Source organism: Tardiphaga sp., assembly GCF_028290495.1.
In the GTDB taxonomy this organism is placed as follows: domain Bacteria; phylum Pseudomonadota; class Alphaproteobacteria; order Rhizobiales; family Xanthobacteraceae; genus Tardiphaga.
This window is the reverse complement of record NZ_JAQGJT010000004.1, coordinates 12,625-37,256: the sequence shown is the minus strand read 5'-3', so window position 1 is coordinate 37,256 and position 24,632 is coordinate 12,625. Positions and strand designations below refer to the sequence as shown.

27 protein-coding genes are annotated in these 24,632 nt (G+C 64.5%); 18 read left to right on the top strand and 9 right to left on the bottom strand.

Features of this window, described 5'->3' with window-relative positions:
* The coding region (gene flgF / locus JWQ24_RS00340; RefSeq protein WP_299802990.1) for a flagellar basal-body rod protein FlgF at positions 1-699 on the bottom strand (699 nt) is incomplete at its 3' end.
* A 216-nt stretch (positions 700-915) separates the two neighbouring features.
* Between flgF and JWQ24_RS00335 the strand changes: the two genes are divergently transcribed.
* The 5 genes from JWQ24_RS00335 (at position 916) to JWQ24_RS00315 (ending at position 7,698) form a co-directional block, all read left to right on the top strand.
* Positions 916-1,512, top strand: coding sequence for a flagellar basal body-associated FliL family protein (locus JWQ24_RS00335; RefSeq protein WP_299802989.1), 597 nt, complete (start codon positions 916-918; stop codon positions 1,510-1,512).
* Positions 1,513-1,546: 34 nt separating this feature from the next.
* Positions 1,547-2,686 carry a flagellar motor switch protein FliM gene (gene fliM / locus JWQ24_RS00330; protein ID WP_299802987.1) on the top strand — a complete coding sequence of 380 codons (1,140 nt, stop codon included), beginning with the start codon at positions 1,547-1,549 and terminating at the stop codon, positions 2,684-2,686.
* Positions 2,683-3,150, top strand: coding sequence for a DUF6468 domain-containing protein (locus tag JWQ24_RS00325; RefSeq protein WP_299802985.1), 468 nt, complete (start codon positions 2,683-2,685; stop codon positions 3,148-3,150). The genes fliM and JWQ24_RS00325 overlap by 4 nt, the downstream gene beginning before the upstream one ends.
* Positions 3,147-3,926, top strand: a complete 780-nt coding sequence (locus tag JWQ24_RS00320; protein WP_299802983.1) for a flagellar protein FlbB — start codon at positions 3,147-3,149, stop codon at positions 3,924-3,926. Before JWQ24_RS00325 ends, JWQ24_RS00320 begins: the two co-directional genes overlap by 4 nt.
* Positions 3,927-4,023: 97 nt before the next feature.
* Positions 4,024-7,698 (top strand): tetratricopeptide repeat protein, encoded by a 3,675-nt coding sequence (locus JWQ24_RS00315; RefSeq protein WP_366521401.1) that lies wholly within the window; start codon positions 4,024-4,026, stop codon positions 7,696-7,698.
* Positions 7,699-7,720: 22 nt separating this feature from the next.
* Here the strand turns inward: JWQ24_RS00315 and fliP are convergent, their stop codons facing one another.
* Complete coding sequence (gene fliP, locus JWQ24_RS00310) at positions 7,721-8,473, bottom strand: flagellar type III secretion system pore protein FliP (protein ID WP_299802981.1); 753 nt, start codon at positions 8,471-8,473, stop codon at positions 7,721-7,723.
* The gene (locus JWQ24_RS00305) at positions 8,470-9,555 is read right to left on the bottom strand and encodes a flagellar biosynthetic protein FliO (protein WP_299802979.1); all 1,086 of its coding nucleotides are present in this window, start codon (positions 9,553-9,555) and stop codon (positions 8,470-8,472) included. The genes fliP and JWQ24_RS00305 overlap by 4 nt, the downstream gene beginning before the upstream one ends.
* A gap of 384 nt (positions 9,556-9,939) precedes the next feature.
* On the opposite strand from JWQ24_RS00305, the gene flgB reads away from it, so the two are divergent.
* The 7 genes from flgB to cckA all read left to right on the top strand — a co-directional run bounded on the left by flgB (position 9,940) and on the right by cckA (position 16,139).
* Positions 9,940-10,347: a flagellar basal body rod protein FlgB gene (gene flgB, locus JWQ24_RS00300; RefSeq protein WP_299802977.1), complete on the top strand. Its 408-nt coding sequence runs from the start codon at positions 9,940-9,942 to the stop codon at positions 10,345-10,347.
* A gap of 23 nt (positions 10,348-10,370) precedes the next feature.
* A complete protein-coding gene (gene flgC, locus JWQ24_RS00295) occupies positions 10,371-10,799 on the top strand; it encodes a flagellar basal body rod protein FlgC (RefSeq protein ID WP_299802975.1) in 429 nt (142 codons plus the stop codon).
* A 16-nt stretch (positions 10,800-10,815) separates the two neighbouring features.
* Positions 10,816-11,139 (top strand): flagellar hook-basal body complex protein FliE, encoded by a 324-nt coding sequence (gene fliE / locus JWQ24_RS00290; protein ID WP_299802973.1) that lies wholly within the window; start codon positions 10,816-10,818, stop codon positions 11,137-11,139.
* Positions 11,140-11,311: 172 nt separating this feature from the next.
* Complete coding sequence (fliQ, locus tag JWQ24_RS00285) at positions 11,312-11,575, top strand: flagellar biosynthesis protein FliQ (protein ID WP_299802972.1); 264 nt, start codon at positions 11,312-11,314, stop codon at positions 11,573-11,575.
* A gap of 16 nt (positions 11,576-11,591) precedes the next feature.
* Positions 11,592-12,362, top strand: coding sequence for a flagellar biosynthetic protein FliR (gene fliR, locus JWQ24_RS00280; protein WP_299802970.1), 771 nt, complete (start codon positions 11,592-11,594; stop codon positions 12,360-12,362).
* A 14-nt stretch (positions 12,363-12,376) separates the two neighbouring features.
* Positions 12,377-13,453 carry a flagellar biosynthesis protein FlhB gene (gene flhB / locus JWQ24_RS00275; RefSeq protein ID WP_299802968.1) on the top strand — a complete coding sequence of 359 codons (1,077 nt, stop codon included), beginning with the start codon at positions 12,377-12,379 and terminating at the stop codon, positions 13,451-13,453.
* Positions 13,454-13,586: 133 nt separating this feature from the next.
* Positions 13,587-16,139 carry a cell cycle histidine kinase CckA gene (gene cckA / locus JWQ24_RS00270; protein WP_299802966.1) on the top strand — a complete coding sequence of 851 codons (2,553 nt, stop codon included), beginning with the start codon at positions 13,587-13,589 and terminating at the stop codon, positions 16,137-16,139.
* 34 nt (positions 16,140-16,173) lie between these two features.
* On the opposite strand, the gene JWQ24_RS00265 is transcribed toward cckA, so the two are convergent.
* Together JWQ24_RS00265 and JWQ24_RS00260 are read right to left on the bottom strand one after the other, a co-directional pair.
* Positions 16,174-16,614, bottom strand: a complete 441-nt coding sequence (locus tag JWQ24_RS00265; protein WP_299802965.1) for a type II toxin-antitoxin system VapC family toxin — start codon at positions 16,612-16,614, stop codon at positions 16,174-16,176.
* Positions 16,614-16,832: a hypothetical protein gene (locus tag JWQ24_RS00260; protein ID WP_299802964.1), complete on the bottom strand. Its 219-nt coding sequence runs from the start codon at positions 16,830-16,832 to the stop codon at positions 16,614-16,616. Before JWQ24_RS00260 ends, JWQ24_RS00265 begins: the two co-directional genes overlap by 1 nt.
* Before the next feature lie 217 nt (positions 16,833-17,049).
* Between JWQ24_RS00260 and JWQ24_RS00255 the strand changes: the two genes are divergently transcribed.
* The 3 genes from JWQ24_RS00255 to JWQ24_RS00245 all read left to right on the top strand — a co-directional run bounded on the left by JWQ24_RS00255 (position 17,050) and on the right by JWQ24_RS00245 (position 19,712).
* Positions 17,050-18,036 (top strand): TIM44-like domain-containing protein, encoded by a 987-nt coding sequence (locus tag JWQ24_RS00255; RefSeq protein ID WP_299802962.1) that lies wholly within the window; start codon positions 17,050-17,052, stop codon positions 18,034-18,036.
* A gap of 193 nt (positions 18,037-18,229) precedes the next feature.
* Positions 18,230-18,916: a lectin gene (locus tag JWQ24_RS00250; protein WP_299802961.1), complete on the top strand. Its 687-nt coding sequence runs from the start codon at positions 18,230-18,232 to the stop codon at positions 18,914-18,916.
* Between the two features lie 88 nt (positions 18,917-19,004).
* On the top strand, positions 19,005-19,712 hold the full coding sequence (locus tag JWQ24_RS00245) for a glutathione S-transferase (RefSeq protein WP_299802960.1): 708 nt from the start codon (positions 19,005-19,007) through the stop codon (positions 19,710-19,712).
* A 24-nt stretch (positions 19,713-19,736) separates the two neighbouring features.
* Here the strand turns inward: JWQ24_RS00245 and JWQ24_RS00240 are convergent, their stop codons facing one another.
* Together JWQ24_RS00240 and JWQ24_RS00235 are read right to left on the bottom strand one after the other, a co-directional pair.
* The gene (locus tag JWQ24_RS00240; RefSeq protein WP_299802959.1) at positions 19,737-19,913 is read right to left on the bottom strand and encodes a hypothetical protein; all 177 of its coding nucleotides are present in this window, start codon (positions 19,911-19,913) and stop codon (positions 19,737-19,739) included.
* A gap of 163 nt (positions 19,914-20,076) precedes the next feature.
* The gene (locus JWQ24_RS00235) at positions 20,077-20,538 is read right to left on the bottom strand and encodes a hypothetical protein (protein ID WP_299802957.1); all 462 of its coding nucleotides are present in this window, start codon (positions 20,536-20,538) and stop codon (positions 20,077-20,079) included.
* A 57-nt stretch (positions 20,539-20,595) separates the two neighbouring features.
* Between JWQ24_RS00235 and JWQ24_RS00230 the strand changes: the two genes are divergently transcribed.
* The 3 genes from JWQ24_RS00230 (at position 20,596) to JWQ24_RS00220 (ending at position 23,392) form a co-directional block, all read left to right on the top strand.
* The gene (locus JWQ24_RS00230; protein WP_299802955.1) at positions 20,596-20,763 is read left to right on the top strand and encodes a hypothetical protein; all 168 of its coding nucleotides are present in this window, start codon (positions 20,596-20,598) and stop codon (positions 20,761-20,763) included.
* Positions 20,764-20,908: 145 nt separating this feature from the next.
* Positions 20,909-22,561 carry a fumarate hydratase gene (locus tag JWQ24_RS00225; protein ID WP_299802953.1) on the top strand — a complete coding sequence of 551 codons (1,653 nt, stop codon included), beginning with the start codon at positions 20,909-20,911 and terminating at the stop codon, positions 22,559-22,561.
* A gap of 303 nt (positions 22,562-22,864) precedes the next feature.
* Positions 22,865-23,392, top strand: a complete 528-nt coding sequence (locus JWQ24_RS00220; protein WP_299802951.1) for a DUF6886 family protein — start codon at positions 22,865-22,867, stop codon at positions 23,390-23,392.
* 1 nt (position 23,393) lies between these two features.
* On the opposite strand, the gene JWQ24_RS00215 is transcribed toward JWQ24_RS00220, so the two are convergent.
* Positions 23,394-23,957, bottom strand: a complete 564-nt coding sequence (locus tag JWQ24_RS00215) for a septation protein IspZ (RefSeq protein ID WP_299802949.1) — start codon at positions 23,955-23,957, stop codon at positions 23,394-23,396.
* A 73-nt stretch (positions 23,958-24,030) separates the two neighbouring features.
* Entirely contained in the window at positions 24,031-24,585 is a 555-nt protein-coding gene (locus JWQ24_RS00210; RefSeq protein WP_299802947.1) for a hypothetical protein, read from the bottom strand.
* Between the last annotated feature and the right edge of the window lie 47 nt (positions 24,586-24,632).

Sequence of the window (24,632 nt, the reverse complement as noted above, 5' to 3'; positions counted from 1 at the left end):
GAGCTCGGCTTCGGAATCCATCATTCTGCTCGTCTGTTCGTAGGCCCGGCTGATCTCGATCATGCGGGTGATCTCGACGATCGGATTGACATTGGAGCTCTCCAGCATCCCCTGCCGCACCTTGGCCTCGGTGGCCGGCGCGGGCTGGCTGTTGGAGGTGTTCTGGAGCAGGTTGTCGCCCGTCTTCTCCAGCACCGACAGGGCGTCGAACTTGAAGACGCCGACCTTGCCGACCCGTTCGGAGCCCTGGCTGACCGTGCCGTCGGAGGCGACGGTGATCTGGCCCTTCTGCAGGTCCAGCGCGATCTCGCCGCCGCCTTCGTCCAGCACGAGCTGGCCGGCCTGGGTGGCGAGGCGGCCGGTGTCGTCCATGCGGAAGCGGCCGTCGCGGGTGTAGCGGTCGCCGTCCTTCGTCGTGACCTTGAAGAAGCCCTGGCCCTCGATGGCCAGGTCCAGCGGCGCGTCGGTGCGGTGCAGCCCGCCCTGGCCGAAGTCGCGGGCGACGCCGTCGGCGGCGACGAACTTGATGGGCCTCGGGCCCTGGAGCGTGAACGCCGGCGGACCCGGCTGCTCCTTGGTGATCAGCGATTCGACCTTGAAGCCGGTGGTGTCGGCGTTGGCGATGTTGTTCGCGACGATGTCCATCTCGCGACGCAACACCTGCTGGCGCGACAGTCCGACGTAGAGGGCGTTGTCCATTAATTCCTGGCCTTGGGGACGCGACAGTTTCGTCCTCAGCGGCTGCAAGCTTTGGGCCAACTGAAAAGCCCAGTGATTTCAACGGACAAGAAAGTTAACGCCGGCTCGGCGGCGGAATCTGCCGGGCAGCCTCGGCCCCGTTAATGTCCGTTAAAAACCGGTTCTTAACCAAAGGGGCGGAATGAAGACGGGCTAAGGTTTCTAAGGAACGCGCGCGTGGCCGAGGACAAGGTCCAGGAAGCTCCCGAAGAGGAAGCTCCCGAAGGCGAAGAGGGCGAGGGCGTAAAGCCCAAGAAAAAGCTCTCGATGAAGATGATGCTGATCGCCGGCGCGGGCGCCCTCGTGGTGCTGGGCGGCGGGGGCGGAGCCGCGTTCATCTTCCTCAAACCCAAGCCCGACGCGGCGCACGCCGAAAAGGGCGGCAAGGCAAAGGCCAAGCACGGCAAGGAAGCGAAGAAGGGCGAGAAGGGCAAGGACGGCGCATCCGCCGTCCGCGAGGGCCCCGACGGCGTGCTCTTCTACACCCTGCCCGACGTGGTCGTGAACATGCAGACGGCCGACGGCCGCTCGACCTTCCTGAAGCTGAAGCTCACTCTGGAGCTGCCCGACCAGGACTCCGTCGACACCCTCGAGCCGAACCTGCCGAGACTGCAGGACATGTTCCAGCCCTTCCTGCGCGAGCTTCGTCCCGAGGACCTCTCCGGCAGCCAGGGCTCCTACCAGCTGCGCATGGAGATCCTGCGCCGGGTCAACCTGGTGATCGCGCCGTCCAAGGCGAACGCGGTCCTGATCGAGGAGATGCTGATCAACTGACGCCCCTCCGGGGGCGCCGGTGACAGGCGCACGCATGGCCGACGAAACAGAAGCCGCAGCCGAGACCGAAAGCGCCCCCGCCGGCGCCGAGGCGAACGCCTGGCAGGAAACCCAGGCCGCCGCGGGCGGCGCTGGCCCGGGGATGGACGATCCGGCCGACGAACGCATCCTCAATCAGGACGAGATCGACAGCCTGCTGGGCTTCGACCTCTCCGACGAGGAGGCGGGCGAGCGCACGGGCATCCGCGCGATCATCAACTCGGCCCTGGTCTCCTACGAGCGCCTGCCGATGCTCGAGATCGTCTTCGACCGCCTGGTGCGGTTGATGACCACGAGCCTGCGCAATTTCACCTCCGACAACGTCGAAGTCTCGCTCGACCGCATCACCTCGGTGCGGTTCGGCGATTACATGAACTCGATCCCGCTGCCCGCGGTGCTCTGCGTGTTCAAGGCCGAGGAGTGGGAAAACTTCGGCTTGGCGACCGTCGATTCCAGTCTGATCTATTCGATGATCGACGTGCTGCTCGGCGGCCGTCGCGGCGAGGCCTCGCTGCGCATCGAGGGCCGGCCCTACACCACGATCGAGACCAACCTGGTGAAGCGGCTGACCGAGGTCATTCTTGCCGATGCCGAGCAGGCGTTCCGGCCGCTGTCGCCGGTGACGTTCTCGATCGACCGGCTCGAGACCAATCCGCGCTTCGCCGCGATCAGCCGTCCGGCCAACGCCGCGATCCTGGTGCGGCTGCACATCGACATGGAAGATCGCGGCGGCAATATCGAATTGTTGCTGCCCTACGCGACCATCGAGCCGATCCGCGGCGTGCTGATGCAGATGTTCATGGGCGAGAAGTTCGGCCGTGATCCGATCTGGGAAAGCCATCTCGCTACTGAAATCGCGCAGGCCCAGATTTCCGTCGATGCCGTGTTGTACGAGGCCGAGATTCCCCTGAAGCAGTTGATGCGGCTGAAGGTCGGCGACACGCTGCCGCTCGATATGCGTGCCGACGCGCTGGTGTCGGTGCGCTGCGGCGACGTCATTCTCAGCGAAGGCCGCATGGGCCGCGTCGGCGACCGCGTCGCGATCCGCGTCACCAAGCAGTTGCGCAAGCCCAACACCACCTTCGCGATGTTTGAGAAGGCGGATGAACAGACCAAGATGATGGAGGCACAATGAACCACTATTTAGGCATTGCGATCGAGAGCCTGGTCGCCGTTCTGCTGATCCTCACCATCGTTTACTGTATGCTGCTGAACGGCCGGTTGAAGCGGCTGAAGGCGGACGAGCAGTCGCTGAAGGCCACCATCGGCGAGTTGATCACCGTCACTGAAATCGCCGAGCGCGCGATCGGGGGCCTCAAGCACACCGTGCGCGACGTCAACGAACATCTCGGCAGCCAGATAGCGCTTGCGACCGCGCTGGCCGACCAGCTCAAGGGCCAGCTCTCGGAGAGCGACAACGTGCTGCGGCGGTTGTCGCGGATCGCCTCGGCGGCGCGGCCGCTGGTCGAAGTTCAGCCGGAAGCGCAGGTCGAGGTTCAGCCTCCGCTGCAGGCGCCGAAGGTGTCGGCGGCGCGCGCCAACGCCGCTGCGGCGCAGGCCTTCGCCGAGCGCCGGAGGCCTGACGGCATCGCTGCATGAAAGCATTTCGCGACATACGCGTCATTCCGGTCCTGCTCGTCGCGATCTTCGGCCTTGCCGTGCTGAAGATCGCCGGGTTGGTGATCGATGGCGGCTACGTGTTCGACTACCAGCCGCAGGTCGCCAAGAAATCCTGGGCGCAGTCCACGTTCAATTTCCCGGGCGGCAAGACGCCCAATGCGGTGGATTCCGATATTACCGGCTCCTCGGGCCACGGCGCCAAGGCAGAGCCGGCCAAGGCTGCCGTGGCTGCGCCCCAGGTCGCACCGCCGACCACTGTCGCTCCCGTGGAGCCTTCGCCAATGGTTTCCCCGTCGGAGCGCGCCATCCTGGAACGACTGCAGGCGCGCCGTCAGGAGCTGGAGACGCGGGCGCGTGAGATCGATATCCGCGAGAGCCTGCTGAAAGCCGCCGAGAAACGTATCGAATCCCGCGTCGACGAATTGAAGGGCGTGGAGGCCGGCATCAAGACGGCGACCGTGCAGAAGGGCGAAGTCGACAGCGCGCGTTTCAAGGGCATCATCACGATGTATGAGGGCATGAAGCCCAAGGACGCCGCGAAGATTTTCGACCGTCTGGAAATGCCGGTTCTGTTCGAGATCGCCTCGCAGATCGCGCCGCGCAAGATGGCCGATATTCTCGGGCTGATGCAGCCGGAATCCGCCGAGCGTCTGACCGTCGAACTGGCGCGGCGCGCCAGTGGCGGCGAGCGATCGGCGTCCGCGGCAGACCTGCCGAAGATCGAGGGGCGGCCGCTGCAGCAGGGGCGCAATTAAGGGAAATCGTTAACAACTCCTTCAACCGCAGAATCTAGATTCCGAGGGGCGGGCAGGGGTCCGCCCTTTGACCGCCGGGCCGAAAGAACTTTCGCAAATGGCAGGCATTGCCGCCGCATCAAACGGGACGCTCGCTTGCGCATGGACGCGGGCCGTTCGGCGTTGCGTGGGATTGCTGGCGCTCGGCGTCATGCTGGCTGCGTCGGCTATACCCGCGCGGGCGCAGGCCGTGCGCGGCGAAGCAACGATGGCGGTGACGGGCGGCTATGCCCGCATCGTGCTGAAGCTAGCCGAGGACGTCGAATCCGAAGTTACCCAGGCCGGCACCATTCTCGTCATCCGCTTCAAGCGGCCGGTCGATGTCCCCGTCGATGCCCTTTCGGATGCAGCACCCGAATATATCGGCTCGGCGCGGCGCGATCCCGACGGCTCGGCGATCCGGCTGGCGCTGTCGCGCAAGGTCACGGTCAACTCGATGGCCGCCGGCGAACGTATCTTCATCGACCTGTTGCCGGACAACTGGAAGGGCCTGCCGCCCGGGCTGCCGCAGGACGTGGTCCGCGAATTATCGGAGCGCGCGCGCGTCGCCGAGCGCGCCTTGCGCCAGCAGCGTGCGTCCGCCGAAGGCAAGAAGGTTGCGCCGATCCGTGTCCGCGCTTCGGTGCAGCCGACCTTCGTGCGCTTCGTGTTCGAACTGCCGGCCGGCGTCGGCATATCGTCGCAGCTCAGCGACAAGACGATGACGTTGAATTTCAACGCCGGGCTCACGTTCGATCTTGCCGATGCCAAATTGTCGGCGCCGCCGAACGTCGCCTCGATCGGGCAGGCGATGGACGGCAACCGTACCGCGGTCGAAATCGGACTGATCGGCGATGCCGATGTGCACTCGTTTCGCGAGGACAAGAATTACGTCGTCGATATCGGCTTCCAGCAACCGGACAAGCCGTCACCTCCGGCGAAGCTGCCGGTAGCGAAGCCGGAAGCGGCCAAGCCGCCGGTAGTTGAGAAGCCGATGACCGAGGCCGCGCCGCCGCAGCGTTCCGGCGAGAACGTGCCGCCGGCATCGGAGCCGAAACCGGCGGAGGCCGCCAAGGCCGAACTGCCGAAGGTCGAACCTGCCAGGATGGAGGCCGCCAAGGTTGAAGCTACAAAGGTTGAAGCCGCGAAGGTCGAGCCGCCCAAAGCCGATGTGGTGACGAAGCCAGCGCAGGAAGTCGTTTCTGCTGCTCCCGTGATCGAAGCGCCGCCTGTCGTCGTTACGCCGCCGGCCGTGCCCGCGGTGGCGCCGGTCGTGGTCGCCGATCCGGCGGTGGTCGTGGCCGAGGCCGGCACGCCGGTGGAGGTCAAGCGCAGCAGCGACGGGTTGCGGATGAATTTTGCTTTCGCGGCGGCGACGCCTGTGGCGATGTTCCGCCGCGGCGACATGCTGTGGCTGGTCATGGATTCCACCAGGCCGGTCGACCTGTCGTCGATCCGCCGCGAGGGTGGTTCGGTGATATCAGATGCCAGCGCCGTCAAACTGGACAAAGGCCAGGCTATCCGCCTTCGCCTCAACCGTCCGCAACTGGCGTCGTTGACCTCGGATGACCCGGCCGGCGCCGGGCTGAGCTGGTCGGTGACGCTGGCCGATACCAGGCAGACGCCGTCGCAGCCGCTGTCGGCGATCCGCAACATCGCCGACGTCGCCCATGCCAATGTGCAGGTGCCGCTGAGCAAGCTCGGTCTCAAGCACCGGCTGGTCGATCCCGATGCCGGCGATGTGCTGACGGTGGTGACCGCGCTGCCGCCGCCGCGCGGCTTCATCCGGCGGCAGGATTTCGTCGAATTCTCGTTGCTGGAGACGGTCCACGGCGTCGCGATCCAGCTCAATTCCGACGAAGTCGCGGTCGATGCCGCGATCGACAAGGTGACCTTGAGCCGGCCGGGCGGGTTGACCCTGTCGGCGGCGGACGCGGCGCCGCAGCGCGCGTCCACGGTGGCGCGGCCGATCTTCGATGTCGGGCAGTGGCACAAGGATCAGGAAGGGCCGTTCAAGGATCGCTTCGACGTACTGATGAATGCGGCGTCGGCCGCCGACGGCAACACGCGTACCGGGATCAGGATGGATCTGGCGCGGTTCTACATGGCGCGTGGCATGTATCACGAGGCCAAGGGCGTCGCTGACCTGGCCATTTCGGATTCCAAGGTGGGGCAGGAAAATCCGGTCGCGCTGATCGTTCACGCGGTCGCCAGCACGATGATGGGCCGTCCCGAACAGACGCTGAAGGACATCGCCAATCCGGTGCTTGGTCCCGGCTATGATTCCGAATTGTGGAAGGCGCTGGCCTATGCCGGGCAGGGAAAATGGGTGCTGGCGCGTGAGAAATTCAAGAACGCCGAACTCGCAATGTCTTCGCTGCCGGCGGATCTGCAGCGGGCCGCGCTGATTCAGGCGCTGCGCGCGTCGCTTGAGGTCAAGGACTATGCGAGTGCGTCGGCGCGCGGCTCCGAGCTTGAAACGGTCGGCATCCCGCTTGAGCTGAAGCCGCAAGTCCTGACGCTGTCGGGTTGGCTCGATGAAGCGCTCGGCCGCGACAAGGATGCGCTGTCGAAATACCAGGAGGCGATCGACTCCAGGGACCGCCAGGCAGCGGCCGAAGCCAAGCTGCGTGAGATCCTGCTGCGGCAGAAGCGCCACGAGGTCAGCAACGACGACGCCCTGAAGGAACTGGAACTGCTGGGGATGCTGTGGCGCGGCGACGGAATTGAAGTGCAGGTGCTGCAGATCCAGTCGCGGATGTATGCGGAGCTCGGCCGCTTCAGCGAGTCCCTGGCGGCAGCACGCAGCGCTACCGAGCGGCAGGCCAACAGCGAGGCAGCGCGGCAGGTGCAGGACGATGCGCAGGCGCTGTTCTCGCAGATCTATCTTGGCGGCAAGGGCGACAAGCTGCCGCCGGTCGATGCGTTGGCCATGTTCTACGAGTACCGCGAACTGACGCCGATCGGGCGGCGCGGCGACGAGATGATCCGCCGGCTCGCCGACCGTCTCGTGGCGGTCGATCTGCTCGATCAGGCCGCCGAACTCCTGCAGTACCAGGTCGATCACCGTCTTGAAGGCGCGGCGCGCGCGCAGGTCGCCGCACGCCTGGCGATGGTTTATCTGATGGGACGCAAGCCGGAGCGCGCGATCGCAGCGTTGCGCACCACGCGGATCGCCGATCTCGCCGGCGAGCTTCGCCAGCAGCGGCTGCTGCTCGAGGCACGTGCGCAAAGCGACGTCGGCCGTCGCGATCTGGCGCTCGACATCATCTCCAACATTCCCGGCCGCGAGGCGATCCGGCTGCGCTCCGACATCAACTGGTCGGCACGGCGCTGGCGCGAAGCCTCCGAGCAGATCGAACTGTACTACGGTGACCGTTGGCGCGATTTCACACCGCTGAACGCCAGCGAGAAGAGCGACGTCATCCGCGCCGTGGTTGGCTATGCGCTGGCGGAAGACGCGCTGGGGCTGGCCCGCTTCCGCGACAAGTTCGCGCCGTTGATGGCGTCCGGCAGCGACAAGGTCGCGTTCGACACGGCGAGCCGGCCGGGCTCCGGCAGCAACTCGGAATTCGCGGCGATCGCCAAGATGGCGGCGAGCATCGACACGCTGGACGGCTTCCTGCGGGAGATGAAAGAGCGCTTTCCGGACAACAGCGCCAGGATCGTGGCGCCCGGCGCCAGCGCCGATCCGACGCCGACCGGTGCACTGCCGGCGGTCGAGAATGTGCGCAAGATCGGGACGAAGCGGTAGGCTCGTTTCTCGGCCGCGGCAGCTACTGCCCGTAACTCTGCACCAGACTGCCCGCCACCAGCGACCAGCCGTCGACCAGCACGAAGAAGATCAGCTTGAACGGCAGCGACACTACCGCTGGCGGCAGCATCATCATGCCCATCGACATCAGCACCGACGCAACCACGAGGTCGATGATCAGAAATGGCAGGAACAGCAGGAAGCCAATCTCGAAAGCGCGCTTGAGTTCGGAAATCATGAAAGCCGGCACGATGATGCGCAACGACATGTCGTCGGGCGTAGCCGGAGGCGGTTCGCGGGACAGATCGAGGAACAGCTTGAGGTCTTTCTCGCGGACGTTCTTCATCATGAAGCCGCGCAGCGGCACCGCGGCGCGCAGCAACGCCTGCTCGACGCCGATCTCGTTGGCGACCAGCGGCTTGATGCCGTCGTCGTAGGACTTCTGCAGCACCGGCCCCATCACGAAGGCGGTGAGGAACATGGCGAGAGCGATGATCACCGAATTCGGCGGCGCGGTCGCGGTGCCCAACGCGGTGCGCAGCAGCGACAGCACGACCACGATGCGCGTGAACGACGTCATCATGATCAGGATCGACGGCGCGATCGACAGCACCGTCAGCAGCGCGATCATCTGGATGGCGCGCTCGGTGACGCCGCCGCTGCCGCCGCCGAGATTGATGCTGATATCCTGCGCCATCGCCGGATCGACGAGCGATCCGGCGGTCAGCAAAGTCAGGAGGAATACAACTCTACGCGGGGAGAACGCCGATCTCACGAACTGGACTTCGGCCGTCCCAGCAGGGAGGCCATCTCGTCTTCGAGATTTTCGAAACCGGTCTTGATCGGCGGCGCCATCGAGGGCGCTGCCGAAGACTCGCTGCGGGAGGTCGGGGCGCTCGACACGTCGCTGGAAAAGCGCGGGGTCGGGCGGCTGGGCGGCTCGGATGCGGCCGGCGGCGCGCCGATGCGCGGTTCGGACGCTTCGGAACGGGTTTCCGTGCTCGGCCGGCGCAAGGCGGCCTCAAGCCGCTGCGCCATGTCGGCGAGGTTCTGGTCGGCCGTTGAGACCGGCACGGGAGGTGGCGTGGGGGCAGGCGCGGCGGCGGGCGGCGGAACCGGAATCGGGGGAGGCGTGGGCGGTGTCGGCGTTACGACGGGGGCAGCGGTACGTTCGGGGCGCAGCGGGGGCGCGACGCGAATCGGCGGTTCGGCGCGCATCGGGCGCGGCATCATCGTTTCGCTGCGCGGCAGGATGGATTCGCCACGCGGCATCATCGTTTCGCTGCGCGGGATGGCGCGCGGCGGCATCGGCTCGGTGCGCGGTTCAACCCGGGGCTCGGGACGGTTCGGCAATTCCGGCGGGACGTTGGCGACAGGATCGACGCGGCGCTCCGGCAAGGGCGGCAACGGACGGCGAGGCTCTTCGATGAAGGACGGCCGGTTCGGGCGCGGCGCGGGTTCCGGGATGTTCGGCTCGGGATCGAAGCTGGAGTCGTTGTCGGCCCAGCTGGGCGCGTCAGGCGCCGGCGCGGTGCGCGCCGACAAATCGCTGCCCATATTGGCGCGCGGCGGCGCCTGGTCGCGGCCAGGCATGGCGCGGATGATGTTGGGCTCGACGACGATGTCGGTGGGGCCGCCGATCATCAGCAGATGTTCGACATTGTCGCGGCGCACCAGCACCAGGCGGCGGCGGCCATCGACCGCGGCGGCATCGATCACCGCAAGGCGGGGCATTCGTCCGCGGCTGGCGTTGGTGCCGAGCCGGTTGCCGGCAAACCGCCGCACCAGCCATGCCGCCAGCCCGATCAGCGCCAGCACGGCGATGAAGGCAAAGAAGAAGGTGTACGGTGTCTGCATGCTCAGTCCCCAGCAAATAGCGCCGCCGCGACGGATGGATCCTGCCTGAGCCGGTCGTAAACAACCCGCCGATGCCGGATGCAGCGCTGCTTGCGCGCCCTATCTGTTAACGCCCCACGGCAAATCCTGCCGTTTGCCAATAATAAACTATGAATCGCTGCAGCCAAAACGACTTCTGTCGCCCCGCCGTTTCGCTGCCGGCCATGGTTAATGGGCCAATTCAGGCGAAAAAGCGATGGGCGGCGCTGAAAACCCGTGTTTTACAGCGGATATTTACGTTTCGGTAAGGTCTGGCGCCGAAAATTAACCCCCTGTTAACCACGCAGGCGGCAAATTCTGCCTAGCTCAGGACATGCCGTCCCGGGCCGGAGCGGAGACCATCCGATGGCCATCAGTGACATGCCCATGCTGTCGGCGCTGCGCACCAAGATGCAGTGGCATCAGGAGCGCCAGCGCGTGCTGGCCGACAACGTCTCCAACTCCGACACGCCCGGCTTCAAGCCGCGCGACCTCGTGGAACCGAAATTCGACAAGATCGGTGGCCCGGCGGCCGGCGGACCGATGGGTGCGCTGCCGATGATGAAGGCGGGCGGCACCAACATCATCCCGACCGGCACCTCGACCTTCGGCGCCAACAACCGCGGCGCCTACGAGACACGGCCCTCGGCCAATGCCGTCAACCTGGAAGACGAGATGATGAAGGTCTCGGCCAACCAGATGGACTACGCGGCGGCGACCTCGCTCTACACCCGCAGCCTCGGCCTGCTGAAGACCGCTATCGGCAAGCGCTGACGTAACCGCAGGAAGACCGGATCATGGCAGACGACAACATCAGCGATTTCGCGCGATCGATGGGCATTGCGACCTCGGGTCTGCGTGCCCAGGCCGGGCGCATGCGCGTGATCTCGGAGAACATCGCCAACGCCGAATCCACCGCTCAGGGCGCGGGCGGCGATCCGTACCGTCGCAAGGTTCCGACGTTCACCAGCGAACTCGATCGCGCGCTGGACAGCAAGGTCGTGGCGCTGGGCCGCGTCAAGACCGATAATTCCGCCTTCCGCATGAAGTACGAGCCCGGCAACCCCGCGGCCGACGCCGGCGGCAACGTCAAGTATCCCAACGTCAATCCGCTGATCGAAATGACCGACATGCGCGAGGCGCAGCGGTCCTACGAGGCCAACCTCAACATCATCAGTGCGACGCGCCGGATGATCCAGCGCACACTCGATATTCTCAAGGCCTGAACAGGAAAGCTGAATCATGGCAACCCCCTCTGTCGCCGCTAATGCCTACGCAAGCCTTGCCCGCATCATGGACGCCGGTGGCGGCGTCGGCGGTGGTATCGGCAAAGCCGCCGAAAGCGGCGGCCAGTCGTTCGGCGACATTCTGAAGGGCGCGATCGGCAGCGTGCTGGATTCCGGCCGCAAGTCGGACGCGCAGTCCATCGCGATGGCCAACGGCAAGGCCAATGTGATGGACGTCGTCACCGCGGTGGCGGAGACCGACGTGGCCGTCTCGACGCTGGTCTCGGTGCGTGACCGCGTGATCCAGTCTTACGAAGACATCTTGAAGATGCCGATCTGATGCTCCTCATCCGGGCAGCGGTCGTCTTCGACCGCGTCTCGGGTTCTACCTCATCCTGAGGAGCGGCCACTTGGCCGCGTCTCGAAGGATGGCGCCAAGCTCCCATGGTTCGAGACGCGCGAAGTGCGCGCTCCTCACCATGAGGACCGAGAATGACACAAGGACGACTGCAATGACTGGCGCTGAAACTCTCGATGTCGCGCGCGATGCGATCTGGACCATCGTGGTGGTGTCGGGCCCGCTGATGGTGGTCGGCCTTGTCGTCGGTGTCGTCGTCTCGCTGGTGCAGGCGCTGACCCAGATCCAGGAACAGACGCTGGTATTCGTGCCGAAAATCCTGGCGATCTTCGGCACCCTGATCCTGGCATTGCCGTTCATGTCGGACGCGTTGAACAGCTATATGTTGCGGATATCGTCGCGAATCATCGGTGGCTGATGCACAGTAGTGGCCCATGCGCCTCGACGTCTCGCTATTACCGGCACTTGCCGCTGCCTTCATGCTGGTATTTGCCCGCGTCGGCGCGATGGTAATGCTGTTGCCCGGGCTCGGCGAGGTCAACATCCCGTCGCGCATCAAGCTGTCGATCGCGCTGGCGCTGACGCTGATTATCCTGCCGCTGCACCGAGCCGCCTTTAACATAGACATGGGCTCGATCGTGCCGCTGCTGGTGCTGATGGTGCATGAGATCGTGATCGGTATCGTGCTTGGCGCCACCGCGCGGGTCACGCTGTCGGCGCTGCAGGTCGCGGGCTCGGTTATCGCCCAGCAACTCGGGCTCGGCTTCGTCACTTCGGTGGATCCGACGCAGGGCCAGCAGGGCGCGCTGATCGGCAACTTCCTCACCATGCTCGGCCTCACGCTGCTGTTCGCCACCGACACGCACTATCTGGTGATTGCCGCGCTGGACGAGAGCTACAAGATATTTGCGCCGGGCGAACTGATGTCGTCCGGCGATGTCGCCTCGCTGGCCACCAGCGCCTTCGCCGCGGCCTTCAAGATCGGTGTGCAATTGTCGGCGCCGTTTTTGGTGTTCGGCCTCGTTTTCAACGTCGGCCTCGGCATTCTGGCGCGGCTGATGCCGCAGATGCAGGTCTATTTCGTCGGCGTGCCGCTCTCCATCGTGATAGGCTTCCTCATCTTTGCGGCAGTGCTGACCACGATGATGGGCACTTATCTGGAATACTTCGTCGGTGTGATGCACCAGATGATGCCCAGAACCTGATCGGGGACTGAACCATGTCCGACGACAGTGATAATGAAAAAACACACGACCCCACGCAAAAACGGCTCGACGACGCCCATGAACGTGGCGACGTCGCCAAGAGCCAGGAGGTCAACACCTGGTTCCTGATCGGCGGCGCGACGCTGGTGCTGTCGTCGTTCGGTAGTTCGATCGGCAGCGGCCTGGAAGCGCCGATGCGCAACCTGATCGCCAATTCGTGGATGATCCGCGTCGATGGCGCCGGCCTGATCACGCTGGCCAAGACGTTGGGCGCCGCGGTGTTCTCGGCGATGGCGATGCCGATGCTGTTCCTGGTGATTGCCGCCGTCGGCGGCAATCTCATTCAGCATCGCTTCGTCTGGTCGGCGGAAGGGCTGACGCCAAAATTCAGCAAGATCTCGCCGGCGGCCGGCTTTGCGCGAATCTTCGGCAAGCAGGCCCTCGCCAATTTTCTCAAGGGCCTGTTCAAGCTGATCGCGCTGGCTGCGGTGATGTGCGCGGTGCTGTGGCCGGAGCGTTTTCGGCTCGATGCGATGGTGCACTTCGATCCGACCGTGATCCTCGGCGTCACCGTCGCGCTGACGCTCAAGGTGATGGGCGCGGTGGTCGCGATGCTCACCGCGGTGGCGATCGCCGACTTCATCTTCCAGTACCGCACCTGGTACGAGAAGCAGAAGATGTCGCTGCAGGAGGTCAAGGACGAGCACAAGCAGTCGGAAGGCGACCCCCACATCAAGGGCAAGATCCGGCAGTTGCGCAATCAGATGATGAAGAAGCGCATGATGGCCGCGGTGCCCAAGGCCTCCGTGATTATCACCAACCCGACTCACTACGCGGTGGCGTTGTCCTACGAGCGCGGCATGACGGCGCCGATCTGCGTCGCCAAGGGCGTCGATGCGATCGCGCTGAAGATCCGGGAAGTGGCCGGGGTGCACGACATTCCGATCGTCGAAAACGTGCCGCTGGCGCGTGCGCTATACGCCACAACCAAGATCGACGAGGCGATCCCGACCGAGCATTACCACGCGGTCGCCGAAATCATCGGTTACGTGATGGGTCTGAAGCGTGGCCTGAACGGCCGGCGGACGTGATGGCGGGAAGCGGGACCAGGCCGCGTCCGGCGGAGCGGATCACGTGCCGCTTGCCTAGACCGGCCGGTTTGAGGCACTCAGGAGGCGCGCAAGCCCGCGCGGCCACCGTTGAAAACAGGCGACAAACCGTCCGATGACTGTCGAAACCGACCAAGATCGCCAGACGTCGATGACGGCCGAACCGGTGCGGCGCAGCGGCAGCATTGTACTGGTGCTGGTAATCGCCGCGACGATCATCGCCTGCGCCGTGGCCTTCATGACGCTCGGCCGCGCCCAGGCGCAGCCTTTTATTCTCGGCCTGCTGGCGCTGCTGGCGATGGTCGGGCTGTTCACGCTGTTCGCCTTTGCTGCCGGCATCGTGCGTTTCGCGGACCGTTCCGCAGACGATCCGATCATGCGCTCGGTGACCGATCACGCCTTTGACGGCGTCGCCGTGACCGATGTGCGCGGCCATGTCGTCTATGCCAATGCCGCCTATCTCGCGCTGACTGGCGCCGCCACCGTGCAGGACGCCCGTCCGGTCGAGCGGGTGTTCATCGGTAATCCCGACGTTTCCGAGGCGGTTTTCCGCCTGCTCAAGGCCGCCCGCGAGGGCAAGCGCCAGCAGGAAGAGGTCCGCGTCGGCACCACCGACGGCGGGCAGGGGCGCTGGCTGCGGATGCGGGTGCGGCCGCTTGGGGCCAGCAAGCGCGAAGCGCGGTCCACGGTGTGGTCGGTCGCCGATATCACCCGCGACCGCGAGCGTCAGGAAGACGTGTTCCAGGAATTGCAGCACGCGATCGAATATCTCGATCATGCGCCGTGCGGCTTCTTCTCGGTCAACCCGAAGGGCGAACTGGTCTATGTCAATGCCACCCTGGCGAACTGGCTCGACCATGACCTTGCCGAGATCGGCTCCGGCGGGCTGAAGCTCGCCGATATCGTGTCCGGCGACGGCGCCTCGCTCCTGACCTCGATCGTGGCGGTGCCCGGCGAAGTCAAGACCGAAGTGTTCGACATCGATCTGCGGATGCGCAGCGGCAAGACCATGCCGGTGCGGCTCTATCACAAGCTGGCATTCGGCGCCGACGGCGTGCCGGGCGCCTCGCGGACGCTGGTGATCAGCCGCGCCCGCGACGAGCGCTCCGATCCGCAGCGCGCCGCCGAAGTGCGCTTCATGCGCTTCTTCGATCACACGCCGATGGCCATCGCCACCGTCGATCGCGCCGGCACTGTGGTGCGCGGCAATGCGCGCTTCGCCAAGCTGGCGCAGAGCCTGAGCGCGTCAGGCTCCGTCAACAAGTCGATCCTGGCTGCGGTCAGCGACCGTGACCGCAACCTGCTGATCTCGGCGATCGGCCACGCCGCCGAAGGGCAGGGCGACATTGCGCCGGTCGAGGCGCTGCTGGAAGGCGCCAAAGAGCGCTGGGGCCAGTTCTTCGTCTCCGCCGTCGAAGAAGACGAGCGCGAGACCGAAGCCGCCATCGTCTATATGCTGGAAACCACCGAGCGCCGCACGCTCGAGAACCAGATCAACCAGTCGCAGAAGATGGACATGGTCGGCCAGCTCGCCGGCGGTATCGCCCATGACTTCAACAACGTGCTCTCCGCCATCATGATGGCCAACGACTTCCTGCTGAATGCGCACAAGCCGACCGATCCGTCGTTCCAGGACATCATGCAGATCAAGCAGAACGCGACGCGCGCTGCGACTTTGGTGCGCCAGTTGCTGGCGTTCTCGCGACGTCAGACATTGCGTCCGCAAGTCCTGCATCTCGGCGACGCGCTCTCCGATCTCACCATGCTGCTGCGCCGTCTGATCGGCGAGAAGGTCAACTTCCCCGGTGTCATCCACGGCCGCGACCTGTGGCCGGTGAAGGCCGACGTCTCGCAGTTCGAGCAAGTCATCGTCAATCTCGCGGTCAACGCCCGCGACGCGATGCTGGATGGCGGCACGCTCACCATCCGCACCGCGAATGTGCCCGCCGAGGAAGCAGAGCGGCTTTCCTACAAGGGCATGCCTGATGGCGACTACGTCCGCATCGACGTCAGCGATACCGGCACCGGCATTCCCGCCGATATCGTCGAGAAGATTTTCGAGCCGTTCTTCTCCACCAAGGAAGTCGGCAAGGGTACCGGGCTCGGCCTGTCGACGGTGTACGGCATCGTCAAGCAGACCGGCGGGTTCATCTATGTCGATTCGGAACTGGGCAAAGGCACCACGTTCCGGATATTCCTGCCGCGGCATCACCAGGAACTGGAAGTCGCGCCCGACCCGGCGATCGCCATCGCCGCCGCCAAGGAGGCCGAGGCCAAGCCGCGCGCCGACCTGACCGGACAAGGCACCATCCTCCTGGTCGAGGACGAAGAGGGGCTGCGCTCGCTCAATGCCCGCGGACTGCGTTCGCGCGGCTACACGGTGGTCGAGGCGTCGAACGGCATCGAGGCGATGGAAGTGCTGGAAGAACAGAACGGCGCGGTCGATCTGGTGGTCTCCGACGTCGTGATGCCGGAGATGGACGGTCCGACGCTGCTGAAGGAAATGCGCGCGCGTAATCCGGACCTGAAGATCATCTTCGTGTCAGGCTATGCCGAGGAAGCCTTCGAGAAGAGCCTGCCGGAAAACGAACAGTTCGCATTTTTGGCGAAGCCGTTCGCCCTGAGCGCACTGATCGCCAAGGTGAAGGAAACCATGGCGCCGGGGTGAGGGAGACGGCGGCGCCACGAACTGCTGGCGTCGATCAGCCGACCTCGGACAGCTTGAGCCATTTCGTTTCGCCGGCAATAGCGCGGCCGAGCCTCTCGTCTTCAGTCAGGAAACAATCGCAGCCTTCAAGTTGCGCGGTTGCGACGTGAATGGAGTCGAATAATTTGAGACCAAGACTGCCCTGCATCCGCGCTGCCAGAAGAAGCGTTTCGCGGCTGATAGCAGGTATGGCAAGTGCGCTGTTGGGGGCGAAGAACCGCTCGTATTTGCTGATGTGATCAAGGTCGTTGAGCGCCAACGGTTTCGACATGACTTCCGCGATCGTCAGTTCGGATGTCACCGCCCGAAAGGCGCGCCGATCGATCGCTTCGAGCATCGCTCGCATCGTGTGCGCCTGGCGATATCCTCTTTCAATAGCATAAATGATGATGTTGGAGTCCAGATAGATCGTTTGATTGGCAAAAGCCGACCACATCAGCGGTTCTCGCGAAGCTCGCGGATGTGGCGCAAAACGTCGTCTTCGTGGCCATGAATATTGCTGCAGGAGCCGGCCAACGGTGCGAGCAAAATCTGCCCTTCGCGGGTCTCGTGCTCGGGCTGGAATTCGATCTTCACCAGCCCATGCTCGGGTAGTCCGGTCCGAAGCTCGGTCGGAAGGCGATCGACCGGATAATGTCGCACAACCTTGTTCATTACGGACTCCTTGGCACTCAATCTATCACATCCCGTGGGTGCGGGCATCCCGCCTGCGGCGGCAGCCACTACCGCGCCGCAACATTGCCATTTCCGCGCTCATACCACATACCCGCGACCGAGGGCCGCAGCCTTTCTTCGCGATGAGTGCTTCCTTTTTGAGCTGATCTAACCATCTTAGCAACGCTTCCCCCTGCCGGGGATTGAGGGATTTGATATGAATTTCACCATCCGTACGCGCGGCCTCGTCAAATTGATGGCCGTCGTTTTATCGGTGGCGATGCCGTTGATGCTCGCAGTCTCGGCTGCTGACGCCCGCGTTGGCGGTGGCGGCAGCTCTGGCTCGCGCGGCACGCGCACCTTTGCCGCGCCGCCCAGCACCTCCACCGCGCCGAACGCCGCGCAGCCGTTCAACCGCACCATGACACAGCCGGGCTCGCCCGGCATGGCCGCGCCCGCGGCTGGCGCCGCCGCCAAGGGCGGTTTCTTCAATCGTCCGGGCATGGGCATGCTCGGTGGCCTCGCCGCCGGCTTCCTCGGCGCCGGCCTGCTCGGCATGCTGTTCGGTGGCGGGATGTTCTCCGGTCTCGGCGGCCTGTCCTCGATCTTCGGCCTGATTCTCCAGGTCGGCCTGATCATCATCGTCGTCCGCCTGGCGATGTCGTGGTGGCAGCGCCGCCACCAGAACCAGACCGCGTCGGCCTATGCCGGTCCGGCCACCGGACCGGATGTCGGCCCGGGCCAGGGCGCGCCGACCTACGCGCGCACCGGAACCGGTTTCGGCATCGGCGCCAATGCCGCACCGCTGGAAATCGTCCAGGGCGACTACGAGGCGTTCGAGAAGCTGCTGGGCGACGTCCAGGCCGCCTGGTCGAACGAGGATGTGGAGAAGCTTCACACCCTGGCGACGCCGGAAATGGTGTCGTACTTCACCAAGGACCTCGAAGAGAACAAGGCGCGCAACGACATCAACAAGGTGTCGAACGTCAAGCTGCTGCAGGGCGACCTCGCCGAATCCTGGCGCGAGGGCGAAACCGACTACGCTTCTGTCGCGATGCGCTTTACGCTGATCGACAAGACGCTGGAGCGCGGCACCGACCGGCTCGTTGCCGGCAGCGAGACGCCGATCGAAGCCACCGAAGTCTGGACCTTCGTGCGGCCGCGCGGCGCGAACTGGGAACTGTCTGCCATCCAGCAGGCCTGAGCCTTGCGGATATGAAAACGGAACAGGCGTCGCGGTTTTCCGCGGCGCCTTTTTCTTTAGGCAAGTCTTCTTTAGGCAAGTCGACGTCCGATCCGGTGTGCCGGGAATAATTTGCTTTATCCCGTGTTGGTCTGTTGCTGTCTTGGCGGAACTCGTGCGCCAAGGCGCGTTTCCTGGAAAATTGGAGGATACGATGCCCGTCCTGTCGACCACGCTCTCGCGCCTCGGCCTGTGTGCCGGAGCCATCGCGCTTTCGTTCGCCGCCGTGCAGCCCGCCGCGGCGCAGGGCGCCGACACCGGCTTCTTCGTCACCAGCACGCCGATCGGCAATGGCGGCAATCTCGGCGGCCTCGCCGGCGCCGACAACCAGTGCCAGACGCTGGCGCAGGCCGCAGGCTCCGGCGCGAAAACCTGGCGCGCTTATCTCTCGACGCAGGCTGCCGACGGCAAGCCGGCGATCAACGCACGCGACCGCATCGGCGCGGGTCCGTGGAAGAACGCCAAGGGCGTGGTGATCGCCAAGGATGTCGCCGAACTGCACGGCGCCAACAACCTCACCAAGCAGACCGCGCTGAGCGAAAAGGGCGAGGTCATCAACGGCCGCGGCGACACGCCGAACCGCCACGACGTGCTGACCGGATCGCAACTCGACGGCACTGCGTTTACAGGTGCTGATGATCGCACCTGCAAGAACTGGACGAGCAGCACGCAGGGCTCGGCGATGGTCGGCCACGCCGATCGCACCGGCCTCAACGACGAGCCGCCGGCCAAATCGTGGAACACGTCGCACCCCTCGCGTGGCCCTGATGGCGGCTGCTCGCAGGCCGATCTCAAGAGCACCGGCGGCGACGGCTTGCTGTACTGCTTCGCAGCGAACTGACCGTCACGCGCGCGTCCGCGGGACCGCGCCGGAACGCCACTCGCGGGAGTCTGTTAGTCCCGATAGACCCCGCGAGGAGATATCAACAATGCGCTACGAATTGTATTACTGGCCAACGATTCAGGGTCGTGGCGAATATGTCCGGCTCGCGCTTGAGGAAGCCGGCGCGGGCTATCTGGATGTGGCGCGCAGCGCGGGCGGCACCGACGCCATGATGCAGATGATGCAGGCCGACGGCGGCACGCCGCCATTCGCGCCGCCGCTCCTGAAGGCCGGCAAGCTGGTGATCGGCCAGACCGCCAACATCCTGCACTATCTCGGGCCGCGTCACGGGCTGGCGCCGAAGTCGGAGGCGGGCCAACTTTGGCTGCACCAGTTGCAGCTTACGATTTCCGATTTTGTGGCTGAGGTGCACGACGCCCATCATCCGATCGGCGTCTCGCTGTATTTCGAACAGCAGCGCGTGCCGGCGCGCAGGCGCACCGCGGAATTCTGGAAAGAGCGGGTGCCGAAATATCTCGGCTATTTCGAACGCCTGCTGGCGGCCGGCAAAGGCGCCTGGATCACCGGGCGCACACTGACTTACGTCGACCTGTCGCTGTTCCAGATTGTCGAGGGGCTGCGCTACGCTTTTCCGAGGCGGATGGCGGCGTTCGAGAGCAACATCCCCGAACTGATTGCGTTACGCGACAACGTTGCGGCGCGGCCGAACATCGCGGCCTATCTCGCCAGCGAGCGGCGGATTGCCTTCAACGAAGATGGCATCTTCCGGCACTACAAGACGCTGGATCTGTGATCCAGCGTCTGCCGGGTGGCCGGATCAGACCAGCAGGTCGATCCGCGTGCCCTGGCCGGGCGGCAAAGCCGCACGCGGCGGCGGCGGTGCGACGCGGCTGTCGTCGCGATCGGTTTCGTCCTTGCTGGCGGCGGTGGGCGGCGCCTCGATCGGTTTCAACTCCACCACCGCCGATGCGGCGCTCACGCTTGATACGTTCATCCTGAAGCTCCCTGTCATGACTCATGACGATCGTGGCCATCGCGGCCACAAGGAGTGGTGAATCGATCGGTGCAATTTGAACGGATGCGGCTGGTTGCGCGGGGATGGTGAACGAGCAGGGTGCGTTTTCACTACAATTGGAATGAACGGCTACGCCGTCGCCTCACTCATCCTTCCCGCGGGAGATCGCGATGCTCGCCGATGTCTTGCTGCGGGTGCAGCGCATGTCGAGACGGCGGTAGCGCAGCTGGATGTCGTCGCCGCGCAGGATACCGAGGCGACCGAGGCAGCGCGACGCGCCCTTGAGCGTGTCCGGCTTCGGAATCGTGAACACGATCGCCGCGCCGGAAGCGACAAGGTCGAGAAATGCCGGCGACGGCTTGCGGCTGTCGGCGCTCGCATAGAACTCGTTGCTGACGCGGCGGTTGGCGCAGCCGAGCCGGACCTGCTTTGCCGCGGGATGCGTGAGGTAGATCACATTGGCGGCACTGCGGCCGATATCGAGCCCGTCGATCTGGCTCTTCAACTGCCGCGCAAGCTCGTCGCAGCGATCGGCGCGGGCAGGCGAGGCAAGCGTGATAGTGGCCAACAGCGCAAGCAGCGCAATTCCGGATGGTCTGGTCATGGATTTCCCCCGAGGTATAAAAGCCCGGGCGGGGGCGTTGTGCAAGAGCACGGTCGGTTGCTCGCCGAGCCGGTGCTGCGCGAGGACAATGTGAAGGTCACGCCTGGCCTGTCGCAGCGCTCGGTCGACTACTTCAAGCACGCCGCCCAAAAACGCCGTGTGCCCTACCGGCGCATGATCCGCGCGCTGGTAGACGCCTATGCGGAGAAGCAGGGGAAGGGGTGAGGCAGCGTTGGATCGCGCCTTTTTGGCGGTGGATATGCTCCGGTCTGATGCATACCGCGCAACGGCCCTGCAATTTTGAACCCTTCAAAACTCCGGCGAAACCGCCTACAAGGGCCGCAATCCCGTCCCTCCCGAGGCACTGCTCATGAACGCCCCCACCGCCATTCCGACGCCGTCTCCCGTTCCGCCCTACAAGCACACGCCGCTGTTTCCGCTGGGGCCCGACACCACGCCGTACCGCAAGATCTCCTCGGAAGGCGTGCGGGTCGAGACGGTGCTGGGCAAGGAGATGCTGGTGGTGTCGCGCGCGGCGCTGCAGTTGCTGTCGGAAGCCGCGTTCGGTGACATCAACCATTACCTGCGGCCCGGCCATCTCCAGCAGCTGCGCAAGATCCTCGATGACGCCGAGGCCAGCCCGAACGACAAGTTCGTCGCTTTCGACTTCCTGAAGAACGCCAACATCGCGGCTGGCGGCGTGCTGCCGATGTGCCAGGACACCGGTACCGCGATCATCATGGGCAAGAAGGGTTTTCGCGTCCTCACCGATGGCGACGACGAAGCTGCCTTGGCCGAAGGCGCGCGCGATGCCTATTTGCGCCGTAACCTGCGCTATTCGCAGGTCGCGCCTCTGTCGATGTTCGAGGAGAAGAACACCGCCAACAACATGCCGGCGCAGTGCGAGATCTATGCCGAGGGCGATGATGCCTACAAGTTCATGTTCATGGCCAAGGGCGGCGGCTCCGCCAACAAGAGCTTCCTGTTCCAGGCGACGCCCTCGGTGCTGACCCGTGACCGCATGCTGGCGTTCCTGAAAGAGAAGATCATGACGCTCGGCACTGCCGCGTGCCCGCCCTATCATCTGGCGATTGTGATCGGCGGCACCTCGGCCGAACTGTGCATGAAGACGGTGAAGCTGGCCTCCGCGCGCTATCTCGACGCGCTCCCAACCACCGGCTCGGAGAACGGCAATGCGTTCCGCGATCTCGAGATGGAGCAGGAAATTCTCAAGATGACGCAGGCGTCCGGCGTCGGCGCGCAGTTCGGTGGCAAGTATTTCTGCCACGACGTCCGCGTGATTCGGCTGCCACGCCACGGCGCGTCGCTGCCGATCGGGCTCGGCGTGTCCTGCTCGGCCGACCGCCAGGTGCTCGGCAAGATCACGCGCGACGGCGTCTATCTCGAGGAACTCGAGCACAACCCGGCGCAGTATCTGCCGGCGGTGGAAGAGGCGCTCGGCGGCGAGGTCGTCAAGATCGACCTTAACCAGCCGATGAAGGATATCCTCGCCACGCTGTCGAACTATCCGACCAAGACCCGGTTGTCGCTGAGCGGCACGATGATCGTCGCCCGCGACTCGGCCCACGCCAAGCTGCGCGATAGGCTGGAGAAGGGCGAGCCGCTGCCGGACTATTTCAAGAACCACCCGGTGTACTATGCCGGTCCGGCCAAGACGCCGGAAGGCTATGCCTCCGGCGCGTTCGGCCCGACCACCGCCGGCCGCATGGATTCGTTCGTCGACCAGTTCCAGGCGGCGGGCGGCTCGATGGTGATGGTCGCCAAGGGCAACCGCGCGGTCGCGGTGCGCGAGGCCTGCAAGAAGTATGGCGGCTTCTATCTCGGCTCGATCGGCGGCGCCGCGGCGAACCTGGCCGAGCACTGCATCAAGAAGGTCGAGGTGGTGGAATATCCCGAACTCGGCATGGAAGCGATCTGGCGCATCGAGGTGCAGGATTTCCCGGCCTTCATCATCATCGACGACAAGGGTAACGACTTCTTCAAGGAGTTGAATCTGGGGTGAGGCGGGTCTCCGGACTCGATTCTCCCGCCGCCGACAACCCACCGGGCGAAAAAGAAATTCGGTGACGACTCAGCGCGTCTCGTTCCAATGGCACAACGCCACGCGAACGAGGCTGCGCGATGTTCGATGCTCTGGGGGTGAATGCGATTCTGGTTGCGCTGCTGGCGGTCGCCAGTGCCGTCAACGGAATCATGTTCTATCAGTATCTGTAAACTCAAACGGTGACGCGGACTGCCGCTGGATGTGGTAACGACACGGCGTGTCATCGTTGACGCGCGGCGTCGGGCCTTCTTAAATCACATGATGCAACTATTTCATTTCAGCGACGCAGGCGGCATCGAGGTTTTCACGCCCAGGCCGGTGAAGGTCGCTGCCCCCCGCGCCGAAGGCAGCGAGTGGCTCAACGGTCCGCTGGTGTGGGCCGTCGACGACTGGCATCAAGCCATGTACCTGTTTCCGCGGGAATGCCCGCGTGTCTTCGCGTGGCCCGTATCGACAACGACGCCGCAAGATCGGCAGGCCTTCAACGCGATAACGTCGTGCCGCATGGTGGCGCATATCGAGAGGCGCTGGTTCGACAGGCTGTCCCGCGCCAAGCTGTATCGATATGCACTGCCGCAGGAAGGCTTCGAACCGCTCGGCGATGCCGGCATGTGGATCGCCCGCAGCAACGTCACGCCGACGTCAGTGGACCGGATCGACGACATTCCGCGCGCGCTTGAGCGGGCCGGCGTGGAATTGCGGATTTTGCCGTCGCTGCAGACATTGCAGCCGCTGTGGTCCACATCGCTCCATGTCAGCGCTATTGGCCTGCGCAAAGCGCTGCACTAACCTATCGCCAGGCAACGCGGTGCGCCGCCCGCATCCGGCGGGTGATCAGCACACGTAGTGCGATGTACTGTACTGCGAAGGCTGCGATCTTGGCGCCGACCGCCACCACCGAGACGTAGATCGCCCACAGCTTCATGTCGCCGGTCATTGCCACCGCGATGGTGCCGGCGCCGAGCGCGAACATCAGCGCCGCCCAGGCGTAGCCGGCGATCACGATATAATCAGGTGCATTTTCGGTGACGATGGCAGGCATATAGCGCAGCATCCAGCCTCTGCGCAGCATGATGAAGCCAATTGCGAAATGTCCGATAGCGGGTTTCGCCAGCACAAAGCGTGGATCGTTTGTCAGCAGTGTGGCACCGCCAAGCACGACCACCAGCCCAAGGCTCGCCCATGTCATCACGTCCAGTGTCGCGCCCTTGATGTGCGCATAGATCACCTGTGCGATGGCGCCGACAATCGCGAGGCCGGTGGCGAGCAGGACGTCGCCAGTGATCAGGTAAAGGACCAGAAAGATGATGGTAGACAGAAAGTCGCTGCCGAGTTTTGTGAGTACGGTTTTCATCGGACTGGTCCTGTACGAAAGTCGCGTGTACGAACGTGGCCTGCGCGCGCAGACGGTAGGTTTCTGGTTGGCGTCAGGCCTTCGGTGCGTAGTGCTTGCGCCGATACTGCGCATACCACTTGGTAAAGTACACTGCACTGTTGCGGGCCGAAAAGGCAATTGCAAGGCCGACCCATAGCGGCACGTTGGGTGCATAGATCGCGAGGATGTCAGCGATCAGCATCGCCACGAAGGCCAAGGTCCAGGCCAGCGTCAGAATGTAGTTGGCCCGCAGAAAGCCCGGCGTTTGCGCAATATCGGCATCGACCTGTTCGCGGGCATATTGCAACGTGAAGGGCAGCCGGATCGCGAGCGAGGCCAGTGCTATGACGAGCAAGCCGCCATCAATAATGATGCGCACGGTATGTCCGCTCCAGCTGTTATCAACGAGGGCAATGTAACAGCCAAGACCGGCGAACAGCGCGACCGAGCCGACCGGCAGCATCTTGAGTGTACGGCCGCGGATACGGTCAGAGACGATCACGGCGAGCGAGACTGTAGCCGCAGCAAGCAGGCTGATGCTGGCATTGCTCACCAGCATCAGGATGGCGAAGGTGCCGAACGGGATCAGGACGAAGAAGAAAGCCATGGCCGTAATTCCTGTTCTCTGAGCTCAAATCTTGACAGTGTAAAGAT